26 protein-coding genes are annotated in these 25,713 nt (G+C 40.2%); 21 read left to right on the top strand and 5 right to left on the bottom strand.

Translation table 11 applies throughout. The annotated features are described in order from the left end of the window. Positions 1 to 146: 146 nt before the first annotated feature. From ACFI6G_RS18520 to ACFI6G_RS18510, 3 genes are all read right to left on the bottom strand, one after another. Positions 147 to 482, bottom strand: a complete 336-nt coding sequence (locus tag ACFI6G_RS18520; RefSeq protein ID WP_016784030.1) for a hypothetical protein — start codon at positions 480 to 482, stop codon at positions 147 to 149. Between the two features lie 109 nt (positions 483 to 591). After that, on the bottom strand, positions 592 to 1,155 hold the full coding sequence (locus tag ACFI6G_RS18515; RefSeq protein ID WP_462710415.1) for a peptidoglycan recognition protein family protein: 564 nt from the start codon (positions 1,153 to 1,155) through the stop codon (positions 592 to 594). An 11-nt stretch (positions 1,156 to 1,166) separates the two neighbouring features. Further along, positions 1,167 to 1,628 (bottom strand): hypothetical protein, encoded by a 462-nt coding sequence (locus tag ACFI6G_RS18510; protein ID WP_462710412.1) that lies wholly within the window; start codon positions 1,626 to 1,628, stop codon positions 1,167 to 1,169. 316 nt (positions 1,629 to 1,944) lie between these two features. Here ACFI6G_RS18510 and ACFI6G_RS18505 point away from each other — a divergent pair, with 316 nt between their 5' ends. The 20 genes from ACFI6G_RS18505 to wecA (ACFI6G_RS18410) all read left to right on the top strand — a co-directional run bounded on the left by ACFI6G_RS18505 (position 1,945) and on the right by wecA (ACFI6G_RS18410) (position 22,172). Beyond that, the gene (locus ACFI6G_RS18505) at positions 1,945 to 3,186 is read left to right on the top strand and encodes a helix-turn-helix domain-containing protein (protein WP_462710414.1); all 1,242 of its coding nucleotides are present in this window, start codon (positions 1,945 to 1,947) and stop codon (positions 3,184 to 3,186) included. Positions 3,187 to 3,281: 95 nt separating this feature from the next. Further along, positions 3,282 to 3,602 carry a hypothetical protein gene (locus ACFI6G_RS18500; RefSeq protein WP_016796069.1) on the top strand — a complete coding sequence of 107 codons (321 nt, stop codon included), beginning with the start codon at positions 3,282 to 3,284 and terminating at the stop codon, positions 3,600 to 3,602. Positions 3,603 to 4,030: 428 nt separating this feature from the next. Continuing rightward, positions 4,031 to 5,146, top strand: a complete 1,116-nt coding sequence (gene rfbB, locus ACFI6G_RS18495) for a dTDP-glucose 4,6-dehydratase (RefSeq protein ID WP_462710411.1) — start codon at positions 4,031 to 4,033, stop codon at positions 5,144 to 5,146. Then, the gene (rfbA, locus tag ACFI6G_RS18490) at positions 5,146 to 6,033 is read left to right on the top strand and encodes a glucose-1-phosphate thymidylyltransferase RfbA (RefSeq protein WP_462710410.1); all 888 of its coding nucleotides are present in this window, start codon (positions 5,146 to 5,148) and stop codon (positions 6,031 to 6,033) included. Before rfbB ends, rfbA begins: the two co-directional genes overlap by 1 nt. Further along, on the top strand, positions 6,033 to 6,914 hold the full coding sequence (rfbD, locus tag ACFI6G_RS18485) for a dTDP-4-dehydrorhamnose reductase (RefSeq protein ID WP_462710413.1): 882 nt from the start codon (positions 6,033 to 6,035) through the stop codon (positions 6,912 to 6,914). Before rfbA ends, rfbD begins: the two co-directional genes overlap by 1 nt. A 4-nt stretch (positions 6,915 to 6,918) precedes the next feature. Continuing rightward, positions 6,919 to 7,482: a dTDP-4-dehydrorhamnose 3,5-epimerase gene (rfbC, locus tag ACFI6G_RS18480; RefSeq protein WP_462710409.1), complete on the top strand. Its 564-nt coding sequence runs from the start codon at positions 6,919 to 6,921 to the stop codon at positions 7,480 to 7,482. Further along, positions 7,461 to 8,885, top strand: a complete 1,425-nt coding sequence (locus tag ACFI6G_RS18475) for a lipopolysaccharide biosynthesis protein (protein WP_462710408.1) — start codon at positions 7,461 to 7,463, stop codon at positions 8,883 to 8,885. Before rfbC ends, ACFI6G_RS18475 begins: the two co-directional genes overlap by 22 nt. Positions 8,886 to 8,913: 28 nt before the next feature. Then, positions 8,914 to 9,993, top strand: a complete 1,080-nt coding sequence (locus ACFI6G_RS18470; RefSeq protein ID WP_102420587.1) for a DegT/DnrJ/EryC1/StrS aminotransferase family protein — start codon at positions 8,914 to 8,916, stop codon at positions 9,991 to 9,993. After that, on the top strand, positions 9,990 to 10,610 hold the full coding sequence (locus ACFI6G_RS18465) for an acetyltransferase (RefSeq protein WP_157939264.1): 621 nt from the start codon (positions 9,990 to 9,992) through the stop codon (positions 10,608 to 10,610). Before ACFI6G_RS18470 ends, ACFI6G_RS18465 begins: the two co-directional genes overlap by 4 nt. After that, a complete protein-coding gene (locus tag ACFI6G_RS18460; RefSeq protein ID WP_102420585.1) occupies positions 10,610 to 11,665 on the top strand; it encodes a glycosyltransferase in 1,056 nt (351 codons plus the stop codon). The genes ACFI6G_RS18465 and ACFI6G_RS18460 overlap by 1 nt, the downstream gene beginning before the upstream one ends. Beyond that, entirely contained in the window at positions 11,665 to 12,711 is a 1,047-nt protein-coding gene (locus tag ACFI6G_RS18455) for an EpsG family protein (protein WP_462710407.1), read from the top strand. The genes ACFI6G_RS18460 and ACFI6G_RS18455 overlap by 1 nt, the downstream gene beginning before the upstream one ends. Positions 12,712 to 12,734: 23 nt before the next feature. Then, a complete protein-coding gene (locus ACFI6G_RS18450; protein WP_462710406.1) occupies positions 12,735 to 13,532 on the top strand; it encodes a glycosyltransferase family 2 protein in 798 nt (265 codons plus the stop codon). A 72-nt stretch (positions 13,533 to 13,604) separates the two neighbouring features. Further along, positions 13,605 to 14,474: a hypothetical protein gene (locus ACFI6G_RS18445; protein ID WP_133153519.1), complete on the top strand. Its 870-nt coding sequence runs from the start codon at positions 13,605 to 13,607 to the stop codon at positions 14,472 to 14,474. A 7-nt stretch (positions 14,475 to 14,481) separates the two neighbouring features. Then, positions 14,482 to 15,216 carry a glycosyltransferase gene (locus tag ACFI6G_RS18440; protein WP_462710405.1) on the top strand — a complete coding sequence of 245 codons (735 nt, stop codon included), beginning with the start codon at positions 14,482 to 14,484 and terminating at the stop codon, positions 15,214 to 15,216. Next, complete coding sequence (locus ACFI6G_RS18435; protein WP_462710404.1) at positions 15,209 to 16,246, top strand: polysaccharide biosynthesis protein; 1,038 nt, start codon at positions 15,209 to 15,211, stop codon at positions 16,244 to 16,246. The genes ACFI6G_RS18440 and ACFI6G_RS18435 overlap by 8 nt, the downstream gene beginning before the upstream one ends. Further along, a complete protein-coding gene (wbjC, locus tag ACFI6G_RS18430) occupies positions 16,247 to 17,350 on the top strand; it encodes a UDP-2-acetamido-2,6-beta-L-arabino-hexul-4-ose reductase (protein ID WP_102420579.1) in 1,104 nt (367 codons plus the stop codon). A gap of 19 nt (positions 17,351 to 17,369) precedes the next feature. Beyond that, on the top strand, positions 17,370 to 18,500 hold the full coding sequence (gene wecB / locus ACFI6G_RS18425) for a non-hydrolyzing UDP-N-acetylglucosamine 2-epimerase (RefSeq protein ID WP_016801064.1): 1,131 nt from the start codon (positions 17,370 to 17,372) through the stop codon (positions 18,498 to 18,500). Beyond that, positions 18,500 to 19,708: a glycosyltransferase family 4 protein gene (locus tag ACFI6G_RS18420; protein ID WP_462710403.1), complete on the top strand. Its 1,209-nt coding sequence runs from the start codon at positions 18,500 to 18,502 to the stop codon at positions 19,706 to 19,708. Before wecB ends, ACFI6G_RS18420 begins: the two co-directional genes overlap by 1 nt. A gap of 137 nt (positions 19,709 to 19,845) precedes the next feature. After that, a complete protein-coding gene (locus ACFI6G_RS18415) occupies positions 19,846 to 21,012 on the top strand; it encodes a nucleotide sugar dehydrogenase (RefSeq protein WP_102392868.1) in 1,167 nt (388 codons plus the stop codon). A gap of 83 nt (positions 21,013 to 21,095) precedes the next feature. Next, entirely contained in the window at positions 21,096 to 22,172 is a 1,077-nt protein-coding gene (gene wecA / locus ACFI6G_RS18410) for a UDP-N-acetylglucosamine--undecaprenyl-phosphate N-acetylglucosaminephosphotransferase (protein ID WP_016801066.1), read from the top strand. A 241-nt stretch (positions 22,173 to 22,413) separates the two neighbouring features. Here the strand turns inward: wecA (ACFI6G_RS18410) and wecA (ACFI6G_RS18405) are convergent, their stop codons facing one another. Then, on the bottom strand, positions 22,414 to 23,478 hold the full coding sequence (gene wecA / locus ACFI6G_RS18405; RefSeq protein ID WP_102298294.1) for a UDP-N-acetylglucosamine--undecaprenyl-phosphate N-acetylglucosaminephosphotransferase: 1,065 nt from the start codon (positions 23,476 to 23,478) through the stop codon (positions 22,414 to 22,416). Between the two features lie 110 nt (positions 23,479 to 23,588). On the opposite strand from wecA (ACFI6G_RS18405), the gene ACFI6G_RS18400 reads away from it, so the two are divergent. Then, positions 23,589 to 23,969: a hypothetical protein gene (locus ACFI6G_RS18400; protein WP_372007058.1), complete on the top strand. Its 381-nt coding sequence runs from the start codon at positions 23,589 to 23,591 to the stop codon at positions 23,967 to 23,969. Here the strand turns inward: ACFI6G_RS18400 and ACFI6G_RS18395 are convergent. Next, on the bottom strand, positions 23,937 to 25,349 hold the full coding sequence (locus ACFI6G_RS18395) for a hypothetical protein (RefSeq protein ID WP_462710402.1): 1,413 nt from the start codon (positions 25,347 to 25,349) through the stop codon (positions 23,937 to 23,939). The two genes, ACFI6G_RS18400 and ACFI6G_RS18395, sit on opposite strands and share 33 nt — an antisense overlap. Positions 25,350 to 25,713 lie beyond the last annotated feature (364 nt).

Genomic DNA, 25,713 nt, shown 5'->3' with positions numbered 1-25,713 from the left:
TGTCAACCACTCCAAAATTCTTCACTACTCGCACCACACGTGACTCCGTCATTCCAGAACGGAGGGACGAGGTATCTGGAATCTGCCTTTTATCTCTATCTCTATATTTGCCGCATTCCGTTTACTCATCACTCACACCTGCACTTCTATTTCTTAACCACCCCTCCCGTTAAATACAAACCAATTGCCGCTAACACCGGATAACCAAACGCTTCATTGGTCATTTCCCCCAAAGGCTTCCAATCGTAGCCGTGCATACAACCCAAGATCACCATCACATGCAGTGCCACATAAGGAATGGTGAACAACAACACAATGTAGCGCTGGACTAACTTAAAAGGTTCATACGCTTTAAGCAGTGCCAGTTTGTGCTTCGCTTTTTCCTCATCAGTAAAAAACATCGCATCTCCTGTGTTGGTGAGTGCATCTAACCCTTTGTTAATGGAAGACTGGCTCCCGAATATTCTTCCGAACAATGTCATACTGCTCCTTGGTTTGTTGATTGGTTATATTCCGCCTTTCTAGTTCTTCCTTGTCCTTCCGTCCTTCCGTCATTCCAGAACTGAGGAACGAGGTATCTGGAATCTGCTCTTACTCTCTTAGCCTCACTACCGGACACGCCTTATTCACCCCCCAATCTTTATGCCCCTTCACATTCTCATCTGAAATCAAGAACTGCTCTTGCAAGGCGGCAACCAAACCAAACAGCGCCTTACGCTGCGAAAGTGTGAAGTTATCTTCTGGTTGCAGCTCGGTATTACAGCCACCGACGATACAAATGCCAATATTGCTCTTGTTGTGTCCTTTCACGTGTGCGCCGGTTTGCGACAGCGGCCTGCCCAGTTCGACATCCCCACTGCGACGAATCACAAAGTGGTACCCCACATCGCGCCAGCCTTTCTCTTTATGCCATCGGCGAATCTCGGCGACGTTAACATCTTGCTCCGGTGGTGTGGCGCTGCAATGCACCGTAATAAAAGAGTATGGCGGGCAATGAGGTAAGCGGAGTAAAACCGAAACCAGGCTGAAAGAGTAGGATGCTGAAGGCAAACAAGGATCTAACGAGGGGATGAGCTTGACCTTGCTAGCCTGTTCTTCCGAGCTTTCCTGATCTCGCGAACAATTTTGCTCTTCCGTACAAGCCCGCTCTGGCAAAACAGACGCTTCTAATGGCTGGTGTGGAACTCGATCAGTTGCTGGTGGAGTGTTTGACAAAATAAATCCTCTTGTTGTTGTAACCAGGTGACTAAAAATGTGGATAACGAATCTTTTAAATCAGGGTGTAATGCGATGTGTTGTCGCAAACTTGCTTCTACGGTTTTTGCATAACTAGAGTGGTTGCTGACATAGCGTAAATACATCACGCAATAACCCAGTGGCGCTTCACGCCGCGCTCGGCTGATCATCCAGCAAACATCCTCATAGCTGGGACTTTCCAAGAGCGAGTCTTCGAAATAAGCCTTTTCAAGGTGCCGGTCTTCAAAACGAGCATCCTCAAAGTACGGGTCTTTAAAACACAGCTCTTCAAAACGAGCATCTTCAAAATACAGCTCTTTAAAATAACGGCATTCGATGCTCGCCATACCGGGTTGATACGCTGAAATAAAAAGAGAAACTATCGCCTTCATTAAGCACCTTATTGCTGTATGGGGAGAGCAATGTACTTCAAGAATCTTGATTGGGGTTGGTGGCAATAATGCGAAAACGGAGGAACACAAGAAAGTGAGAGGTGCTTCGAAGGTAATCATCTTAAGTAGTGTTCTTGTTGCATAACAGTGAGAGCACATAGGAAAAACACTTTTTGTTACTTTTTATCTCGCCTCATCTTCGCCCCCAAAGTACCAAAAGATGTTGTTAATGCCTTTTTTATCAATGGTTATGCCTATCTATGAGCTTTTATCGCGAGAACCAGGCAAATAGATAGACCAATTAACAAGGAGCGTTATTCATGTGTGTTTCCCTCATTCTTTCATACCATTAAAAATCGGCTCGCCGATAAGCAAGTTGGTGTTATTAAAATTGGCCGATAACGCAGACGCGCGTGGCGTGTGTTTTCCCTCCTTAAATTACTTAGCGCAATATTGCGAAGTGTCGGTAAGAACCGTTAAACGGCACGTTAACGAACTAGAAAGACAAGGGTTTGTGAAGCGGATAAAGCGGTTTGATGATTCAGGGCGCCAGCGCAGCAATCTATATCAGCTACGCCTACCCAGCGGAAACCACATTCAGCAGGCCGATCTAGACCAAGCAGCCAGAGCTCTAGCTCAAGAAGACGTAGCTCTAGAGCAAGAAGACATCCATAAAACAGATCAATATAAATCGGACCTCAATACCCACTCGCCAAACCTACCTATAAGTGACCATTCAGACACTCACCTGGGTGACTCAAGATCAAACACGGAGAGTGATCGTCCGGCACACATAATCTGTCATAAAGAACATAAAACAGAGTTGAACTTGAAAAGCGGCACTTTAGATGGCGCCGATGTGCTTAATACCCCAAACCGTTCTAAAGAACCTGACACCTCCATCTCTACGTCCACCTTCACCTCTAAACCCAAAAGCAAAACCAAGAACGAAGCCGTGATTGACCTGCTTACCAAAGAGGGCAGCGCACCGATTTATCATGAGTTCTACGAAATATTAAAACGCACCTACCCAAAGCTAGATGTGCTGCAAGAACTGCATGCCATGCAAGCTTGGTTATACATCAACCCCGATAAGCGCAAACCCTTTGAGCACATTGGTCACTTTGTTAATGGTTGGCTGAGAAGGAGTGCTCAAGCCCAAACCAAACGAGGTTCAACGCCTGCATTTAAGAAAACAAGAGCCCCTAAGCAAGCCCAAACCTCTAAACAAACCCAAGCGTCTAAACAAACAAGAACCGCTAAGCCCGCAAACCCGATCAAAGCCCTTGATTCAATGAACGCAGCTGGCTCAATAACTACTGCTGGGCTAACAAACACAACAGGGCCAACAAACACAGATAAACCGACAGCAGATGTAAACCACGCACATTCAATCCAAAATGACCAAGCTGAAAGCCAATCGCTAGAACCACAACAACCAACACCGGTCACTCAAGCCCTCGCAGACTACAAAGCCAAAAGCACCATCAACCCGTTTGAAGAGCGTATCAAGGCTCTCATTCAATCGAGATCGACGAGTACAGACAACCAGCAGTGAGAGCCTGAATGTCAAATCAATTACAGGCTTAGACCAGCAAAAGCGAACACAGACAAAAAACGTCAAGAGAAAAAAGTACAATTAGGAGAGGGAACATGGACGAGACCAGCCTAAAAAAACTGACAACGGAAGAGAAGGTCACCATTTTAGAAAAAGAGATAGCGCGGGTTGAAGGGCGCATTGGCGAGTTCTTAGGTTTGCTTGTTAACCACTACCCGCAAGGGCTAACACGCACTGAGATTAAAGTGCTATTGGCGGTAAACAACAACCAAAGCTTTGTTTCGTTATACCGAAACGGCAACATTTTCATTGATATAGAAAAGCGCTATTGCGATGCAGCACAAGAAAACCGCTACTTCATAGGAACCCAGTTCCTACACAACGTACAATGCTTTCGCTGGGTAAATGCTTGGTAAGATGTTCGACCAGACAGGGTGAATTTCAAACTGGTTAATATGCACTTACTTTGCTAGAATGCGCTGCGTATTTAAAAGCGTATAAAAACCGCATAAAGCGAACAACTTGTCATTATTGCCTTTAGGAGCCAAACCTAAGGGCGGTAGCGTACCCAAATTCAAATGGGTTGCAAGTTAGTAGTTGGCAAGTAAAAAGCGCAACAAGCCACAGAAAGGCTGTTTTAAAGGCCTACTGGGGCGGTTTTAAGAAAGTAAGCAAAATCTAAGTTTATAAGGGATTGTCTAAAACAGGCTGTTTCACAAATGGACATAAAAAATGTTTCAGAGGTTTATTAAATGACTGAGCATTTTATAAAGTTAACCCTCTAAAATTCTATACATATTCACGTTCGTGAGTTGTTCTAAACAATATACTACAAGAGAAAACTATGAAGATCCTCGTCACTGGTGGTGCTGGCTTTATCGGCTCTGCAGTCATTCGTCATATCATCAAGAATACATCTAACAGCGTGGTTAACGTTGATAAACTGACTTACGCAGGTAATTTAGAATCTCTTATTGAGGTGGATTCGTCTGAACGTTATGCCTTTGAGCAAGTCGATATCTGCAATCGTACAGAATTAGATCGAGTATTCGCTGATCACAAACCGGATGCTGTCATGCACTTGGCTGCAGAGTCACATGTTGACCGTTCAATCACAGGCCCTGCCGCGTTTATTGAAACGAATATTGTCGGCACATATACTCTGTTAGAAGCAACCCGCGAGTACTGGAACACGCTTAATGAAGATGCGAAACAAGCATTCCGTTTTCACCACATTTCAACGGATGAAGTATACGGCGATCTTCCACATCCTGATGACGTGGAATTAGGCACAGAGCCTTCAGCCCATAAAAAGTTGCCAATGTTCTTAGAAACAACGTCGTATGAGCCATCAAGCCCATACTCTGCGTCAAAAGCATCGAGCGATCACCTAGTACGTGCATGGTTACGTACTTACGGCCTGCCAACTATGGTGACTAACTGCTCAAACAACTACGGCCCTTACCACTTCCCTGAAAAGCTGATCCCGCTGGTCATCCTCAACGCGCTTGAAGGTAAAGATTTACCTATTTACGGTAAAGGCGACCAAATCCGCGACTGGTTGTTTGTCGAAGATCACGCCCGCGCGCTCTACAAAGTAGTGACGGAAGGTAAAGTAGGCGAAACCTACAACATCGGTGGTCACAACGAGAAGAAAAACCTCGAAGTGGTTAATACGATTTGTAACATTCTAGATACGTTAGTACCGAAAGAGTCAGCTTATGCAGAGCAAATTACGTATGTTCAAGACCGTCCAGGTCATGACCGCCGTTACGCAATCGACTCATCGAAAATGCAGCGTGAACTGAATTGGACGCCAGAAGAGACATTTGAAACTGGTCTTCGTAAAACCGTTCAGTGGTATCTAGATAACTCAGCATGGTGTCAAAACGTGCAAGATGGTAGCTATCAACGTGAGCGTTTGGGTGTAGATGTAGTTGAATCAAAGGTGAAGAAATAATGAAAGGTATTGTATTGGCCGGTGGCTCTGGCACTCGTTTATACCCATTGACTCGCGGCGTATCCAAGCAACTCTTGCCGATTTACGACAAGCCAATGGTGTTCTATCCACTCTCGACACTAATGCTGGCGGGCATCAAAGATATTTTGATTATCACTACACCGGAAGACAATGCTGGCTTTCAACGCCTGCTGGGTGATGGTTCTGATTTTGGTATTAACCTTGAATATGCGATTCAGCCAAATCCAGATGGCTTAGCTCAGGCGTTTATTATCGGTGAAGAATTCATTGGTGATGACAGCGTGTGTCTAGTTCTAGGTGATAACATCTTCTATGGTCAATCTTTTTCTAAAACACTACAAAGTGTGGCTTCAAGAGAATCGGGCGCGACTGTGTTTGGTTACCAAGTGAAAGACCCAGAACGTTTTGGTGTTGTCGAATTTGACGATGAAATGAAGGCAATTTCAATTGAAGAAAAGCCGGAAGCACCAAAGTCCAACTATGCAGTAACAGGTTTGTATTTCTACGACAATCGTGTGGTTGAAATGGCCAAGCAAGTGAAGCCATCTCATCGTGGTGAGCTAGAAATTACCACACTGAATGAAATGTATCTCAATGATGGGTCACTAAACGTGGAATTGTTAGGTCGTGGTTTTGCTTGGTTAGATACAGGGACTCACGAAAGCCTTCATGAAGCTTCTTCTTTCGTGCAAACGATTGAGAATGTACAGGGCTTAAAAGTCGCTTGTTTAGAAGAAATCGCATGGCGTAACGGTTGGTTGAGTGATGAGCAAGTTTTGACTCTCGCCAAACCAATGATGAAAAATGAATATGGCCAATATTTAACGCGCTTAGTGAACGAAACTCAGAGCAAGGCGGTAAAATGATGCGAGTACTCATTACGGGTTGTTATGGTCAAGTGGGCTCTTGCTTAACTCGGCAGTTGGCCAATAACGGAAATATCACCGTACGCGGTTTGGATAGAGAGCATCTTGATATTACCAACCAGAAGGCTGTCAGTGCAGCGGTTGCTGAATTTAAACCTACTATCATTATCAATGCCGCAGCTCACACAGCAGTTGATAAGGCAGAAGAGGAAGTCGACCTTTCTTACGCGATAAACCGTGATGGTCCCAAATACCTCGCACAAGCCGCACAAAGTGTTGGTGCCGCCATTTTGCATATCTCAACCGATTATGTCTTTGAAGGCAATAAAGCCGGCGAGTATACAGAAACGGATACGACAAACCCACAAGGGGTTTATGGTAAAAGTAAGCTCGCTGGTGAAATCGCCGTTGCCGAGGCGTGTGATAAGCATCTTATCCTTCGTACAGCATGGGTATTCGGTGAGAGCGGTAATAACTTTGTGAAAACGATGCTGCGTTTAGGTGAGAACAGAGACGCATTGAGTATTGTAGGTGACCAGTTTGGCGGGCCGACTTATGCCGGTGATATCGCCAATACATTGATCCAAATAGCGAAGCGAATTAATCAAGGTGATGCTGTTGAGTACGGTGTTTACCATTACTCGGGTTTGCCTCACGTCAGTTGGTTTGACTTTGCTGATGCCATTTTTGATGTTGCGGTTGAACAAGGCGTTCTTGAGAAAAAGCCGAGATTAACGAGTATCACCACTGACCAATACCCAACCCCCGCTAAGCGGCCAAGCAATTCTCGTTTAAGTACTGAAAAAATCACGCTAGGTTTGTCGGTTAAAGCGAGTGATTGGAAGGCAGCACTAAACAATATTCAAGCGTATACGGAATAACAAAATGAAAGTAATTGATACTCGCATTCCAGACGTAAAAATTATCGAGCCACAAGTATTCGGTGATGAGCGTGGTTTCTTTATGGAAACTTGGAATCAAAAGCAATTTGAAGAGCTAGTAACGGGTAAGCCTACTCAATTTGTGCAAGATAACCATTCCAAGTCTAAGAAAGGGATTCTGCGCGGCCTGCACTATCAAACTGAAAACACCCAAGGTAAGTTAGTTCGCGTCGTTTCTGGTGAAGTGTTTGATGTTGCTGTCGATATTAGAAAAGGATCACCAACTTTTGGCCAATGGGTAGGAGAGTATTTATCTGCTGAAAACAAACGTCAATTGTGGGTGCCAGAAGGGTTTGCTCATGGGTTCTACGTGATGAGTGATGAAGCAGAATTTGTTTATAAATGTACAGATTACTATAATCCAGAAGCAGAACTCTCAATTGCATGGAACGATGTAACTCTTGGGATAAAGTGGCCATTAGATGGTGTTCCATTATTATCCCAAAAAGATCAAAAAGCTCTTCAATTTAACGAAATATTTTTATTATGCACGATAAAAATAAAATAAAAAGTGGCTTTGTATGGAGTGCATTAGATAGTTTAGGAACACAGGTGATAAGTTTAGTCATTAGCTTAACTTTGGCCAATATCTTAGGACCAAGTGTGTTCGGTTTAGTTGCTATGCTGACGATATTTATGGCAATCGCTAATGTGTTTGTGAATAGTGGATTTAGTCAGGCCTTAATACGAAAACTAGATAGAAACGAAGCAGATTATTCCACAACCTTTTATTTCAGCTTAGTTGTTTCAGTTGTTTGTTATTTCATACTGTATTATTTTGCACCTTACATTGCTGATTTTTATCAACAGGCAGAGCTAACACTTTTAACTCGGGTGATTGCCTTGGTTATTATTATCAATACTTTTGCGATAATCCCGAGAGTAAAATTAAGTGTTAACTTGAATTTTAAAACACAAGCTAAATGCAGCTTACTTTCACTGATGGTAAGTGGGTTATTTGCTTTAGGATTGGCATTTAATGGTTATGGTGTATGGGCATTAGTAGTGCAGCAACTAACCTTAACACTCGTTAACGTTTTGTTACTGAATTTTTTCATTCAGTGGTGGCCTAAGCAACAGTTCTCGAATGAATCTTTTAAAGAGCTATTTGGATTTGGTTCTAAGTTACTTTTATCTGGGTTACTCGATGCTATATATAAAAATATATATGGTTTAATTATCGGTAGACAATTCAACGCCACACAACTTGGACTATTTAATCAGGCTGATAAATTATCAAGCGTACCTGCGATGACGCTTACCAGCATCATCCAAAAAGTTACTTATCCGCTGTTAAGTAGTATGCAGGATGATACTAAAAGGTTAGATCAGTCTTACTTAGTGGCATTGCAGTTTGCTGCTTTTATTATTTTCCCAGTAATGCTCGGAATTAGCATTACTGCAGTACCATTAATAGACATCATTTTAGGGCAAGATTGGCAAGGTAGCGCTGAGTACATTAGCATAATAAGTATTGCATTTGCGCTTTACCCTATTCATGCAATCAATTTAAATATGTTACAAGTGAAAGGACGTTCAGACCTATTTTTAAAAGTGGAAATTATTAAAAAAACTAATCAAACAATTATGTTGTTTATTACCGTCCCAATAAGCATTAAAGCAATGTGCATTGGAATGGTAATTACTTCATTTTTAGCATTACTAATTAACACCTACTACACGGGTAAATTATCAAGTTTAACATTTTTTAAGCAAATAATGGCATTGTTCCCTATAGGAATTATTTCTATAGTTTCAGCCACTATTGGCTATGTATTTGGTGTCAATATGATTGGTAGTATATTACAGATTGTGACTATGTTAAGTGTGGTATTAATTAGCTACTTTGTAATAATGCTACTCTTACAACGTCAACTTTTAACAAAATTTAAAAACACATTAAAAGCCTAAGGGTTAAACCTTCTTGGAGTTATATTAAATGATCGCTTTAAATAGTCCTGTTAAACCTAACTTGAAAAAACTTAACAAATTATTAGAGCAAGTAAATAATAACGGCTGGTTCACTAATTTTGGACCAATGCACAAAGAGCTAACCGAAAGACTAGAAGATTACTTAGGTGTACAAAACCTTCTTTTAATGAATAACGGTACATCTGCGCTTCAAGTCGCTGGTAGGGCAATTGGCAGTAAATCTATAATTGCAACACCATTTAGTTTTGTTGCAACTGTAAGTGCATTTAAGTGGCAGCATGATGAAGTGGCCTTTGCAGACATTGATCCGCAAAGCTTAAACCTTAGCCCACAAGCAGTTAAATCAGCCTATCGCAAAGGCTGTAAAGCAGACACCTTAGTTGCAACTCATGTTTATGGTAATCCATGCGACGTTGATGCTATTAATGAATTAAGCGAGCAGAATAATTTTCAGATTATATATGATGCGGCACATGCGTTTGGAGTTAAGCTTGGTGATAAATCTGTTCTTGATTACGGCGATGCTAGCACACTAAGTTTTCATGCGACGAAGATATTTCATACAGTCGAAGGTGGGGCTGTCATATTTAAGGATAAAGTTAACTTTGAGAAAGCTGAAGAGATTATCAACTTTGGAATAAGATCTCGCCAGGGTGTTGTTAATGTAGGGATAAATGCAAAGCTTAATGAGTACCAAGCTGCAGTAGGGATAGTTAACTTAGAAGAAATAGACAATATATTAGATCATCGAAGTGGATTGTTTCATCAATACCGTGAAGCCCTTAAAGACGTAGTAGAGCTTCCCAAGTGGCATCCTCAAGCCAATGCCAATGGCGCATATGTTCCGATTTTATTAGAAAGCAAAGCAAAAATGAAAGAGGTTGAAATTAGTCTTACAAAGTCGAACATCCAATCTCGAAATTATTTTGAGCCATCTTTAGATAGAATATTTGTAGATAGTCATAATTATGGTTCAAGGAATAGTGTATCTGCATCAGAACGGGTTTTATGCTTACCTATGCACGCACATTTGACGGCTGAAGATGTTAGTAATGTTTGCAAAAAAGTGTGCGAGGTAGTGAAGTGAGTTTTTTATTATTTGGGGCTAAGGGCTTTGCAAAAGAAATATTACATTGTTTAAATAAAGATAAGTTAGATAAAGGGGTGTTATTTTATGATGATATATCTCAGTCAGATGATGTTTTTATTTCAGCGAACTACAAAATACTAAGAAAAAGCGAAGAATTAGTTCAATACCAAAATAGAGATTGTATTATTGCTGTTGGTGGTGCAAGTAATAGAAAGGTAGTTTCAGAAAAGGCTTTAAAATTAGGTTTAAAAGAAGTGGGATTAATATCAGGAGAAGCAGAAATTGGCAATATTGATAATAAAATATCAGCATCAGCAATTATTCTTTCAGGAAGTAAAATTACAATTAGTGTTAGTATAGGAAAGTCCACTTTAATTAATAAGAATGTTATGATTAGCCATGATGTAAAGGTTGGTAACTATGTGGATATTGCTCCTAACGTAACATTATTAGGTGGAGTGATAATTGGAAATAGTTGTGACATCGGGAGTTCAGCAACTATCCTGCCAGGGGTAAAGGTAGGAGATAATTGCAGAATTGGTGCTGGTTCTGTCGTAACTCGTGATATCCCTGATAATTCAGTTGCGTATGGTGTGCCAGCAAAGGTGAAATAGTGATTAAAACCATAGATAAAATAGGAAACCAGGTTCGAGAGGAAAAAATAAAGGGGGCTTGGATGAATACGGATGAAGTCTTAGTATCTATTGTATGTGCGACGTATAATCAAGAGGCCTATATTTCTGATGCATTAGATGGATTCTTATCACAAGTCACCGATTTTAGATTTGAAATAATCATTCATGATGATGCATCTACAGATAACACATCTCAAATAATCAGAAGATATAAAAAGGAATACCCATCGATAATAACAGTGATAATACAGGAAGAAAATCAATACTCTAAGGGAGCCTTTAGACCATTAGTTTATGCCTCTAAATATGCAAAGGGTCACTATATAGCAATCTGCGAAGGTGATGACTACTGGATAGATAGCAACAAACTATCTAAGCAAGTAAGCCTTATCAAGAAGAATAATAATACCGGACTTGTAATCAGTGACTATAACGTAAAGGTTGAGCAGGAAAATCGATACATATTTAACTGTGTAAAGAAGAACAAAGTTGAAGTTTTATCGAAGTTAAACTTTGAATCTTTTTTAGTGAATATGGGGTACTTTGCACCAATGACTTGGCTGTTACCATTAGAGCTTTGGAAAGAAGCAACGGATGTGAATGAAGTTTGTCATGATGGCACATTCGTTTGGTTTTTGTATATATTAAAAAATAGTAAAGTGCTGATTTTAGATGACACGACTTCAGTTTATCGACACTTAACTGAAAGTGCGACGAAGTCATCAGATGTTGATAAGCTTCTAAAGAGAAATAAAAGTTTATTAGAAACACAATTAAGGTTCCATAATTATTACGACTTAAATGAATCGCTGATTGATGATATTTATGCGGTACATTATAATCAAAACCTTGATGCGATCACTTCAAAAAAGCTTTCTATGTCTAACGTTAAGATGCTCATTAATGATTTTAAATGGTCTTTTTTCGTAAAGATGAATAAAAGACAAAGAGTGCAATTACTTTCCCTGTTTTTCCCTGTGCCATTTTGTGTGAAGAAAGGGCTCTTCAAAATTATTACTAAAACAGGTTCTTAATGCTATTCGACCCAGTAATAATACACTATTTATTATTTTTGCTCATAGCGTTACTTTTAAATAGGTATGATGATAAAGGTAGTCTACTACTTCCAATTCTCATGGCTTTTATTTTTTCAACATTAGCAATGAACAGAAGTTTAGCTACTCCAGATACTAAAGAATATATTCATATTTATGAGTTGATAAATCCCGATCTCTTTGATTTCCAGGAAAGAAGAGAAGAAAAAGGATTTTTGATTTTAATTAAAATATTTAAGGCTCTTGGATTCAGTGTTAATTGGTTTTTCTTTTGTATTTCATTTATTAATTCACTTATCTTGATAAAAGCATTACGTAATTTAAATGTTGATGTTGTAATAGGCTTGGCATTTTATATGTCATTTTATGGGTTGTACTACAATTTTATTATATTAAGATTTGGCTTGGCATTTTCTTTATTTATACTGGCTATTTCTTATCAATTTAGAGGTTGTAACTTTAAAAGTACATTATATTTATTGCTAGCAACTATCTTTCATTATATTGCGTTTTTGGGTTTTCTCTCTTTGTTTGCTAAATTATCTAAACCTATATTTAGTAGGAAAGTTCTAATTCTTATTGTGGTGCTTTCGTTTTTGTTAGAAATTATCGGTATGAGTAATTTTATTATCAAACCCATTGTAAGTGCTCTAAATAATAGAGACTCTGGCATGTATGTGTATTATATAGTAAGTGCTGAATATATTTCCGGTTTTTCACTAAGGAATCTTGTTATTTATTTATCTGCGATTGTCGGTCTTGTGTTTTTTTATAATGAATTAAAGCCTTATTATAGTATTCTAGTTCTTTGTGTTTTTGGTGTTTTTTTGCAGTCGATATTATCTTCATTTATGTGGGGGGAACGATTATCCATAATATTTTCAAGTTTAATATTTGTTGTTGTGTCGATTTTCTTTTCTAGGGTTGAGAAGCAAAGTGTTGGATCAATACTAATTGCTTTTTTATTATTGTTGATCAATGTGGTTTTCTTTTATCGTATGGCAACGTTTAATTTTATACTTTAATCCGACTTGTAATGGGAATATTTATGAGCTTCACTTTTTTAGTTGTCTTATATGATAAAAGTATCGATGAGTCATTGACGTTTCTTTCTATTGTTAGGAATGGTGTTGCACTTCCAAATGATTCTGAATTGGTTATTTGGAATAACGGGCCTTCATCAATAGTTATTCCAGAACATTATCTTCGATTACTCGAACAGCTTGGTATATCAGTTGAATTTAAGGAGACATTAGAGAATTTACCGTTGTCTAATATTTATAATCAAGTGATTGAGAATCATTGCTCAGATAGGTTTGTCATATTGGATGATGATTCCGAGTTGACGAGGGAGTATTTATTGTCTCTTGCTAACTTTAGTCAATATGAATTTCTTGTTCCTGTTTTAACAAGTGGTGAAATTAGAATAAGCCCTAATTATTTATTTGGCAAGAATATGAGATTTACAGCTCTTGCCAGTGGATTGTGTTTGTCATCTAAAGCTGTAGGTATTCTAACTCAAGAGTTTGGTGCCGTGTTTGATGAGAGATTTATATTCTATGGAGCTGATAGTACACTCTGTTACCGGTGTCATAAATTAGGTCTTGAAATGAAAGTTGTTCCTGGTTTTAATCATAGCCTCTCATTTAAATCTCAACGTGAGGTTTCAGAATTTAGAAAGAGAGAGTTATCTATATCTATTGGTTTACAACTTAGGTATTACCCCAATCTCTTTACATTGAAAGCCATTTTTTTATATCTATTAGGTGGGATAAGAGGGCGAGGTGTCATAAAAATTAAAACTGTATTTATCGCTTTTATAAAGGGGAGACGTGACTTTAACTAGTCGATTACAATTATGTATGACGTGCCAATATTAATTCTAACCTTTAACAGGTTGGACACGGTTTCTAGACTTATGTCGAGTCTTGAAGAGGTTAAGCCTAAAAAAATATACGTATCATCAGATGCAGGTCGAAATAACGTTGAACAAGCGGAAGTTAATTTAGTTAGGGATTATATTAGTAATTTTATTTACTGGGATTGTGAGGTTTTAAACTTATATCAATCAGCTAACTTAGGTTGTCAAAAATGTATCGATTATGCAATTAAATATGTTTTTGAGCGTGAGGATAGTGCGCTGATCTTAGAAGATGATTGTATTCCTTCCATACCATTTTTTAACTATATGAAGGTTGCTCTTAAAGAGTATGAGGAACGCTTGGATATTTCAGCTATTTCAGGGCGGAATCATCTTAATGAGTTTAATAGCTTTTCATCTGAAGCCATTTTGACTGATCGTTTTTTTTGTTGGGGTTGGGCTACGTGGAAAAATAGAGTTTCAAATATCTTGATTGATGAGGTTGTTGACATAGGATTATTAGATATATATCGACTTACTTCAGGTGAGCAATTGCGAACCAAGTTGTTTGTATTACAAATTATTGGTTTGCTAAAAACGAAGCAGGTAAATTCTTGGGCATATGCTTACGACTTGTACTTTAGGTTAAATAATTCATATTGTTTGGTGCCTAAATTAAATTATATAAATAATATTGGTTTTGAAGGTACACACTCGAATAGTTGGAACTCCGATCCTGTTCATCTTGAAGAGAAAGTAATTATTAATCTAGAAGGGGTTTGCCCAGAATACAATCGTGATTTTTCGGTTCAGGTAAATAAGCAAGAGTGTAATAATATATTACTACAATTTTTTATTACACTTTTATCTTGGGTCCCAGGTTCTAGAAAGATAAAAAGAAAATTAGGCGATATTATTAATGCTTAGTGTTTGTATGACGACATATAATGGTTCTAAATATGTTAGAGAGCAGCTGGACTCTATAATAAAGCAATTGAACGTTGAAGATGAATTGTTAATTCAGGATGATGGTTCAACTGATGGTACTATTGATATACTCGAGCTTTATCAGAATAGATATACGAATGTAAGCTGTTTTGTTAATGAACATAATTTGGGACATGTAAGAAACTTTGAATCTCTTATTAATAAGGCGAGAAAGAGTATAGTAGTTCTTTCAGATCAAGATGATATTTGGAATGATGATAAGTTGCATGTAATTAGAGAGGTTTTTGGTTCCGATAGTGAGTTGACCCTTTACCACCATTCATTTGAATTAATAGATGAGTGCGGTGAAAAAAAAGATAGTTTGTTGAATTTTTCTGAAGAGAGTTCTTTACCAAAAGCAAGAAATTATTCCAAATCCTCAAAAATAATTAAGCTTCGAGAGTTGTTCTTCAGAAATCATTATTATGGTTGTTGTATGGCCTTTAAACGAGAAATGATGATGCCTTTTCCCAAGTGTGCCTATGCACATGACCATTTTATTGCACTTACTAATATTCTCAACGGGAATGTGTTGTGTGAATATAAAAAATTAATTTGTTATAGGATTCATGATGAAAATGTCACACCAAAGAAAAAAAATAGTTTGATTACCAAGTTAACATTGAGAATTAAGCTGGTTTTTTGTTTGTTTTATATTATATTGAGAGGTAAATATGTTTAGTAATAAGGTTCTATTAATAACCGGAGGCACCGGTTCATTCGGCAACGCAGTTCTCGACCGTTTTCTAGAAACCGATATTGCAGAAGTACGCATATTCTCTCGCGATGAAAAAAAGCAAGATGATATGCGTAAGAAATACAACTCATCGAAACTGAAGTTTTATATCGGTGATGTTCGTGACTACCAAAGTGTTAACAATGCGATGCGTGGTGTTGATTATATTTATCATGCTGCTGCACTTAAACAAGTCCCTTCCTGTGAGTTTTATCCTTTGGAAGCAGTAAAGACCAACGTGCTTGGTACTGAAAATGTACTCGAAGCAGCGATTCAAAATAACGTTGAACGTGTAGTTTGTCTGAGTACTGATAAGGCAGTCTACCCAATTAATGCGATGGGTATTTCTAAGGCAATGATGGAAAAAGTTATCGTCGCCAAGAGCCGCAATCTTGAGCATACCAATACCACTATCTGTGCAACGCGTTACGGTAACGTTATGGCATCTCGCGGGTCTGTTATTCCTCTATTCCTTCGCCAAGCTTTCAATAATGAGCCTATCACTATTACTGACCCGAGCATGACGCGCTTCATGATGACGCTTGATGATGCGGTTGACTTGGTGCTTCACGCTTTTGAGCACGGCTCCAACGGTGACATCTTTGTTCAAAAAGCACCTGCAGCCACCATCGAAACGTTGGTGAGCGCACTTCTAAAAATAGCGGACAAGGCAGAGCATACCGTTAACGTGATTGGTACTCGTCACGGTGAAAAGTTGTATGAAGCATTGTGCAGTCGTGAAGAGATGTTCGTAGCTCAGGATCAAGGTAACTACTATCGCATTCCATCTGATAACCGAGACTTAAATTACTCGAAGTTCAATGAAGTGGGTGAGAAGGACCTATCTGCGGTTGAAGATTATAATTCTCACAATACCGACCGTTTAGGTACAGACGGCATGGTTGACCTACTGCGTAAACTGAGTTTCATTCGAGATATTGAAGCCGGTAGTACTGTTGTACCTGAGGGCGTATAAATGAACATTATAGTCACTGGTGCTCAAGGTTTTATTGGTAAAAACTTATGTGTGATGTTATCGGAGAAAGGGTATGACTCTGTTGTACAGATAGACCGCGATACGTCTGAAGAAGCGATTAAAGTTGCGCTATCGAATGCCGATTTCGTCTTTCATCTAGCGGGTATTAACCGTCCAAAAGACGACTCTGAATTCACCACCGGGAATGCGGATTTCACTGAATTTGTGGTGAATGAACTCAAAGCTAACGGTCGCAACACGCCGATTATGCTGAGCTCTTCTATTCAAGCGAACTTAGATAACGCTTATGGTGCAAGCAAAGTACAGGCTGAGGCCTTGGTAGCTGATTATGGTAAAGACACTGATGCGTGTACTTTCATTTATCGTTTCCCGAATGTTTTTGGTAAATGGTGTCGACCTAACTACAACTCATTCGTGGCGACGTTCTGCCACAACGTAGTGAACGACATTGACATTAACATACACGACCCAAGTGCCCCAGTGAACCTGGTTTATATCGATGATGTCTGCCATGCGCTGATAGCACTGCTTGAGGCCGGTGTAGATAGTGGTTTTAAACAAGTGCCGGTGGAATACAACACTACGGTAGGTGAAGTGGCAGGCCTGCTTAAAGCGTTCAAAGAAAGCCGTGGCACTCTAGTGAGTGAACATGTGGGTACAGGTTTAACTCGCGCTCTATACTCGACTTATCTAAGCTACTTTGAACCATCGAAGTTCCATTACACTCTACCAAAATACAGTGATGACCGTGGCGTATTCTGCGAAATGTTGAAAACCAAAGAGTCTGGCCAATTCTCGTTTTTTACTGCGCACAAAGGCATTACTCGTGGTGGCCACTATCATCATACTAAGAATGAAAAATTCTTAGTCATCAAAGGTGACGCGTTGTTTAAATTCGAGCATGTCATTACAGGTGAGCGATATGAGCTTACGGTGAATTCTGATGAGGCAACCGTGGTAGAAACAGTACCCGGTTGGAGTCATGATGTTACTAACATCGGCGAAGACGAATTGATTGTTATGCTATGGGCGAATGAGATATTCGACAGAGAAGCACCCGACACAATTGCAAAACCGCTGTAGTAAAACTAAGAGAACAATAATGAAAAAATTAAAAATTATGTCGGTGGTAGGTACCCGTCCCGAGATTATTCGACTATCGCGAGTATTGGCTAAATTAGATGAGCATTGTGAGCATATTTTGGTGCATACAGGCCAAAATTATGACTTTGAGCTCAATGAAGTATTCTTCAATGATTTAGGAGTTCGTAAACCTGATTACTTCCTTAATGCGGCGGGTAAGAATGCAGCGCAGACCATTGGTCAGGTGATTATGAAAGTAGACGAAGTGTTAGAAGAAGTACAACCTAGTGCGATGCTTGTACTTGGTGATACGAATTCTTGTATTTCTGCAATTCCAGCCAAGCGTCGTAAAGTACCTATTTTTCATATGGAAGCGGGCAATCGTTGTTTCGACCAACGCGTACCTGAAGAGACTAACCGCAAGATTGTTGACCACACAGCGGACATCAACCTGACCTACAGTACCATCGCTCGAGATTACTTGCTTGCCGAAGGCTTACCGGCTGACCGAGTGATTAAAACGGGCAGCCCAATGTTTGAGGTATTGAATCACTACATGCCTCAGATTGATGGCTCAGATGTACTGTTTCGTTTAGGTTTGAAAAGGGGGCAATTCTTCGTAGTAAGCGCACATCGTGAAGAAAATGTGGACTCACCTAAACAGTTGCTAAAACTTGCAGAGACACTGAACACAGTGGCTGAGCAGTATAATCTTCCTGTTATTGTGTCGACACACCCACGTACGCGTAATCGGATAGAAGCACAAGGGTTAGAATTCCATCCGAATATTCAGCTTCTAAAACCATTGGGCTTTCATGATTACAATCATCTTCAGAAAAACGCTAAGGCAGTATTGTCAGACAGTGGAACTATCAATGAAGAGTCATCTATTATGAACTTCCCCGCACTAAATCTTCGTGAAGCGCATGAGCGCCCAGAAGGAATGGAAGAGGCGTTTGTGATGATGGTCGGGCTTGAAGTCGAACGTGTTATGCAAGGGTTGGCGATCTTGGAGTCGCAACCAAGTGGAGAAGAGCGCCTGTTAAGAGAAGTGTACGATTATTCCATGCCAAATGTCTCAGACAAAGTAGTGCGTATCGTTCACTCATATACAGATTATGTTAAGCGAGTGGTCTGGAAAGAATATTAATGAGACTAGCATTAGTTATTGATGATTATTTGCCTCATAGCACGCGCGTTGGGGCGAAAATGATGCATGAACTTGCCTTAGAATTAATCAAACAAGGCCATAACGTTACCGTCATCACTCCTCATTTCGAAAAGGAGCAATCAAGATTAATTGAAGACTCAATCGATAGTGTTTCGGTTTGGCGTTTTTATTCAGGACAAGTTAAAGACGTATCTAAGGTCAAACGAGCAATCAATGAAACGTTATTATCCTTTCGAGCTTGGTCTTCAATTAGAGGAAAGGTGAATAAGGATACGTTTGATGGAGTTGTGTACTATTCCCCATCAATATTTTTCGGCTCTTTGGTTGCTAAACTCAAAAAACGCTGTCGATGTAAAAGTTATCTTGTTCTTCGGGATTTCTTCCCTCAATGGGCTATTGATTCCGGCTTGATGAGGCAGGACTCTGCAATTGAACGCTACTTTAGATTTTTTGAAGCTTTATCTTACCGTCAGGCAGACACTATTGGTGTCATGTCAGAAAAAAATTTAGAAATATTTAATACCAATACTGCTAGCCAATATCCTACTGCTATATTGCGAAATTGGGCCGATTTGGTGCCGCACTACACATCGAGTCATTCTATTAATTTGCGAGCAGACTTAGGATTACAAGATGAAGTTATTTATTTCTATGGTGGTAATATTGGTCACGCCCAAGACATGGCCAACTTGGTTCGATTGGCTAAAAACATGCAGGATTTTGATAAGGCGCACTTCCTATTTCTTGGACAAGGCGACGAAGTCGCTCTTGTTCAAGAGTTGATAAGCGAGTGGAACTTGTCTAACTGTTCTTATCTTCCTTCCGTTCCACAAAATAAATTTAAAGATATATTAGCTCAGGTCGACGTAGGGTTGTTCTCGCTATCAGCTCAGCACAGTGCCCATAACTTCCCCGGAAAATTATTAGGGTATATGGTCCAATCATTACCTATCTTAGGTAGTGTTAATAAAGGGAATGACCTAATGGATTTAGTGAATGCAAATCATGCCGGGTTGATTAGTGTTAATGGCGACGATGATGCTTTTTTTGAAAATGCAAGCAAACTGCAAAATGACGCAGAGTTGCGTAGAAGCATTGGAGTCACAGGCTATAAGTTATTAAAAAAAGAATTTGCGGTTGGAAATATTGCGGATTCTATTATTAATTCTTTGAATCTTCCCCAATAGGTCAAAGTCATATTGCTCATCTATTGGGACGTTTCATTTTCCTATAGTGACTGCTTATGGAGAAATTTGAGCGATCACAGTACTGAACTTAATCACTTTCGTTTTGTCCTCACCTTAGTTAACACCATGGTTAATATATGAAAATTGCTATTGCTGGCACAGGCTATGTCGGCCTGTCTAATGCGATGCTGCTCGCTCAGCATCATGAAGTCGTTGCGATTGATATCGTTGCTGAAAAAGTAGAGATGCTGAATAACAAGCAGTCTCCAATTGTTGACAATGAAATCACTGATTTCATTACCAATAAATCGCTTAACTTCACGGCAACCTTAGATAAAGAAACTGCATATCAAGGCGCGGAATACGTCATTATCGCTACACCCACGGATTACGATGTTGAAACCAACTACTTTAATACCTCTTCAGTCGAAGCGGTGATAAAAGATGTAATGGCGATTAACCCAAATGCGGTGATGGTGATCAAGTCGACCGTACCTGTAGGTTATACTGCAAGGATTAAACAAGAACTTGGTTGTGAAAACCTACTCTTCTCTCCTGAATTTTTGCGTGAAGGTCGCGCGCTTTACGATAACCTGCACCCATCTCGTATTATTGTTGGTGAGAAAAGTGAGCGAGCTAAAGTGTTCGCTAATCTTCTTGTTGAGGGTGCAGTTAAAGGCGATATTGAAGTCTTGTTTACGGATTCAACAGAGGCTGAAGCCGTTAAGTTGTTCTCAAATACTTATCTAGCAATGCGTGTTGCCTATTTTAATGAATTGGATTCTTATGCTGAATCTCATGGTTTAGATGCACGTCAGATTATCGAAGGTGTAGGCTTAGACCCACGTATCGGTTCGCACTATAACAACCCGTCATTTGGCTACGGTGGTTACTGCTTGCCAAAAGATACTAAGCAACTGCGTGCGAACTATGCGGATGTGCCAAACAGTATCATTGGTGCTATCGTTGATGCTAACACCACACGTAAAGATTTTGTGGCCGACTCTATCATCAAGCGTAACCCGCAATGTGTTGGTATTTACCGTTTGATCATGAAGTCAGGCTCCGATAATTTCCGAGCATCTTCAATTCAAGGCATCATGAAGCGTCTCAAAGCCAAAGGCATTGAAGTGATTGTGTATGAACCTGTACTGGAAGATAAAGAGTTCTTCCATTCTGCTGTTATTAAAGATCTTGCCGAGTTTAAAGCGATGTCGGATGTGATTGTATCCAACCGTATGGTCGAGGAACTTCAAGATGTCGCTGATAAGGTGTACACCCGAGATCTATTTGGAAGTGACTAATGGCTTCCCAATAGTCTCATGTAAAAAGAGGATCCCTTGCGATCCTCTTTTTTATAATAAAAACCTAAAAAGGGCTTAAATCAATGTCGCTGTTTGATTACCTTATTGAACTCTCTATGTTCTTCTTTCTTGCCCTTGCGGTGTTGTATTGTATGCGTAAAGTCGGCTACGCCATTGGCTTAGTTGATAAACCTAATGCTAGAAAGCATCATGAGGGTGTGGTTCCTCTGGTCGGCGGTATATCTCTTTGTATTACCTTGTTGTACTTCTTTTACCTGAATGCTGCCGAGATCAATAACGCTGGGGTGATAGGGCCATGTTTAGCGGTTCTGGTATTGATCGGTGTGGCTGATGACCGCTTCGATATCAGTTTTAAACTGCGCATGGGTGTGCAAGCTGTCTTAACGCTCATCGTGATGCATTATACTGGGCTAACGCTTTCTCATGTTGGTAATGCGTTTGGGTTTGGTGTTTGGGACTTTCCGGTTGTCATCGATTATGTTGTTACCATATTAGCTGTGATAGGTGCAATTAACGCCTTCAACATGGTGGATGGTATTGACGGGCTCTTGGGTGGTTTAAGCATAGTGGTCTTTACATCGTTAGGTGTGGTGTTCTATGCCCATGGCCTTGAGTTTTATACCTTCTTTATGGCAGTGATGGTGGTTATCTTACTTCCCTTTGTGCTGTTTAATTTGGGGTATTTTGGCAAACTACGTAAAGTGTTTATGGGGGATGCCGGTAGCATGATGATCGGCTTTCTTGTGATCTGGATTTTAATCCGAGGAACACAGCCTGAACACGGCCACTATACGATTCGTCCGGTGACGGCATTGTGGTTAATTGCGGTGCCTTTGATTGATATGATGGCCATTATGATCCGTCGCATTCGAAAAGGGCATTCACCGTTCCAACCTGACCGAGAGCATTTTCATCACATTATGCAACGCATTGGTTTTACACCACGTGAATCTCTCGTTGTGATTTGCTCGGTACAGTTGATTTATTCCACCCTGGGTTTATTAGGTGAATACTTCCAAGTGCCAGAATACATTATGTTCTACACCATTACGGTGTGCTTCTTGTTCCACACTTACGCGATGACACACTCTTTTAAAATGGCGAAAATCGTAAGAAAGTGGAAGAAGCTAGAAAGCTAGCAAATGAGAAAACTAGAAAGCGAGAAACAAGAAAAGCGAGTCGTTCGATAAAATGGCGTAGCGCAAAATACGGTAAATTTAGAAAGGGCCCAACCTCACTGTGAGGTTGGGCCCTTTTTCGTTTATCTGGTGAGTTCAGGTTTAGTCTTTTGGTTCATAACCCTCTTCGCTTGAAAGTCTTCATTGATTCTTCTTTTTTGAGCCTTCTTTCTTGAGCCTTCTTTCTTAAGAACCTAGGCCATTAATACACTTTTTCGGGAAGGTTACGACAGCGTCTAACCCAACTGGTAATACGCCAAACATAACTCATCGCTACGGTATAAGCAGCAAAGCAAACCAGAAATAGGATGAACATGGTTGATTCAGGTACTTTTAAGAATTGACCGTAGATCCCAAACCCTGCAAAGCTGCTGGCAATGGCACAAATAATGGCGAGGGTTTGGCGAGGTGTACAACCCAGGCGTTGGAATATGTGGTGTAAGTGTTCTCTGTCGGGCTTGAATGGCGATACGCCACGTCGTACTCGTCTGAACATGATCGCGGCCATATCCATAAGCGGCACTGCAATTAACCATAAGGCGGTAATAGGGCGCATCAGTGATTCTGATGGGTCTTGACTTGCGCCGAGCAGTAACCAAATAACGGTAAATCCAATCATCATGCTGCCCGCATCGCCCATAAAGACTTTACGTTCTCGCCCAAGAATACCGAGGTTCATTAAGATATAAGGAATAATCGCAACAATAAACACCACGCACAGGTACGCTAAGCCATGCTGACTGTCGACTTTCAGTAATATCGCGATAGCACCCAGAGTCACAATAGCAAGCCCACCGAGCAAACCATCAATACCATCCACCATATTAAAGGCATTGATTGCGCCTATCACCGCTAGAATAGTGATGACTGGGCTAAGAAAGCCTAAATGCAAATCGCCAAGCCCAAAAAGGTTACCGATGTTTTCCAATCGAAGATCGGCAAAGTACATCATGCAAATGGAGAGGATGGCTTGAACAATAAGGCGGATCTTGAAACTGATATCGAATTTGTCATCAAGGGCGCCGATAACAATAAGCGCTGCGATAGAGGCCAAAAAGACCTGACTATGCGGGATGACATCTGGGTGGGTAACGAGGTACTGGCTGATCGATAAGCTGATCGAAATGCCTCCGACAAGTGGGATTGCGCCGTTATGTAACTTCCTTTCATTTGGTTTGTCGACTAAACCTACCGCTTTCGCGACTTTTCGCATCAAAAAGAGCGAGGTAAAGGAGAAGAAGCCAACAAATGATAGCTCTAATAACATGATGAATCCTAGCCAGTTTTTATTGTAGGTAATTTATTTGCGTAAATAATACGCTAACGAATGGGTTATGTATACTGTTGACTATGGTCTGATCTGTTTATGAATGTTTAATGATTCATTTTGTTTATTTATGTGAAGAGGGGCATGATTCGTCGCTAATCGTCTTCGGATGCGAGGCTCATATTAAGAATCAAGCGCTAGGGAGATGTTTAGCCCTTGATATACGTACAGCTACAGATCTAGTGACTCTTCCCACTGCCAAGGTCGTTGGTGGTACTGATATCGGTCGAGCTGAAACGACACCGGTTTGTTTATTACCGTGGAATATGGATTTTTTAAAAGGACAACTCAGATGGAATCGCGAGCTTGCTATGATGAAGTCTTTATCTAGGGGGAATTCGCTTTGTCTCGATAAATCAGCAGAGGGAGCCTCTGCTGATGTTTATGGGGCGGATGTATTACTGACGGCTGCTCCACTTTTGGTAAAGTGAGTTAGCCAGATCTTCATTTTTCACCATCACGTGAGCGATGTATGGGTTTTCTGTTTTATTAACCAGCAGAATCATGCTGTCGTTGCCCACAGCTGGCGTCACGTTCCAGTCACGACCATCATCATAAATGCCTGAAATAGATAGGCTTCCCTCGATAAGGTCCCAAGTTTTATCGGTAAAGGTTTCGCTGCCTTCAACAATAACCATGGTGTTATCATCGTTAAACGTCATTTTTACCATTGTGACATCGGGTGTTGTTGTACTGCCTGCATCATCAAACAATACGTAGTAAGTTTGATTGATAATGTCATCTTGAGAGAAGGTCGCTAATGCATCTAATCGAGTTGTGAATGCAATCATGTCGCCATCGTTGGTTACATTCAGGTAGAACTCTTCACTGTTACCAGACAAAGTATCTTTACCGTAATAAATAATGCTTTCTTTTATTGTTTCGCCGTTGTCTACAGTAGAAAATCCATCGTAGCTGAATGTTGCTGTGTCTTTGAATGTTTCGTCATGCTTTTCATTGTGGAACGTGTAACCAACGCTGCCATCTTCATTGGCTTCAGCTTCAAAAGCGATGGTTGAGATACCTTCAATATTTGCATAAGTACTGTTCGTATTCATGCCGTAATAGACGTTATCCAGCATCATGGATTGCAATGTGCCCGTTGGCATTTCTTCTGTTGATGCTTGATTGCTATCATCAAGTTTGATCAGTTTGCTATCTAAGCTGGATTTATCACTCGCATTATTAAACGCATCGTCCACGGCACTTTTTATAGCGAGAACCTTTTCTTCAAAGCCTGCTGTATCGATGGTATCAAGGGAGTCGACCGTTTGCGTGATTGAACGAGCGGCTAAGTGCACTTTGCTCGCGGTTTCTTTTGTTGTTTGGTCAGCGTTACTCTTACTTGCAATGTAGTCTGATGAAATCATGCTGACATCCATTTGCAGTTCTGCTGCCACTTCATCAAGCGTTTTTCCCGTTTTAACCGCGTAGGTAGAGAAAGGCGTCACAACAGCACTGCCTTTTTCCGCAATTAATTCTACGTTACTGGTTAAGGTTCCCGCTGTATCGGTATCAAAAGTTTGGCCAGCGATGGCTTTGATAATGATTGGGTAATCCTTATAGTCACTTTCTACGGTGAATGTTCCATTTTCCCCAGTGGTTCCAAGCATTTTATCTGAATCGGATAGCGTGCCGTTTTGGTCGATATCGGCGTAAACTTCAGCGTTAACTAAGTAACCATCAATCGCCTGCAGGGTATAAGCACCACTCGCTGAACTTGAATCGCTAGTACCTGTTGAAGAGCCATCAGAGTTGCAGCCTGCTAGCGCTAATGTAATTGTTGAAGCTAAAACTGAGATTTTTAGCAAATTCCTTTTCTTTTTCATGTATAGACAACCGTTGTTATGTGTTTGATGTATTTGCAATTATTATTTATTGCTGGCTAGTTTATACATTAATTTTATCAATAGTTGAAGTGCTACCTGTTTGATATTTTCCAACTTTACTCGTTTTCGTTATTCTTGTGACAGCCGTAAGTGTGTTCAGTGCCTCCTGACACTTAACGTCATCATCTTCCTATATTTCTATTGGTGCGGAACGAGAACGCCATTGCTACTTCTGGGTGCTACGGGAATCTTGGCACAGCCATCAAACCAAGCCTATGTTGACGTGCTGACGGCGTACTCTTCACCCATCACATTAAAAAACCGACCGATGTTAGAGCAACTGTTG

The organism is Vibrio sp. PSi01 (assembly GCF_054960695.1).
Note: the sequence above shows the minus strand (reverse complement) of the source record. Positions and strands in the feature narration are given on the sequence as shown.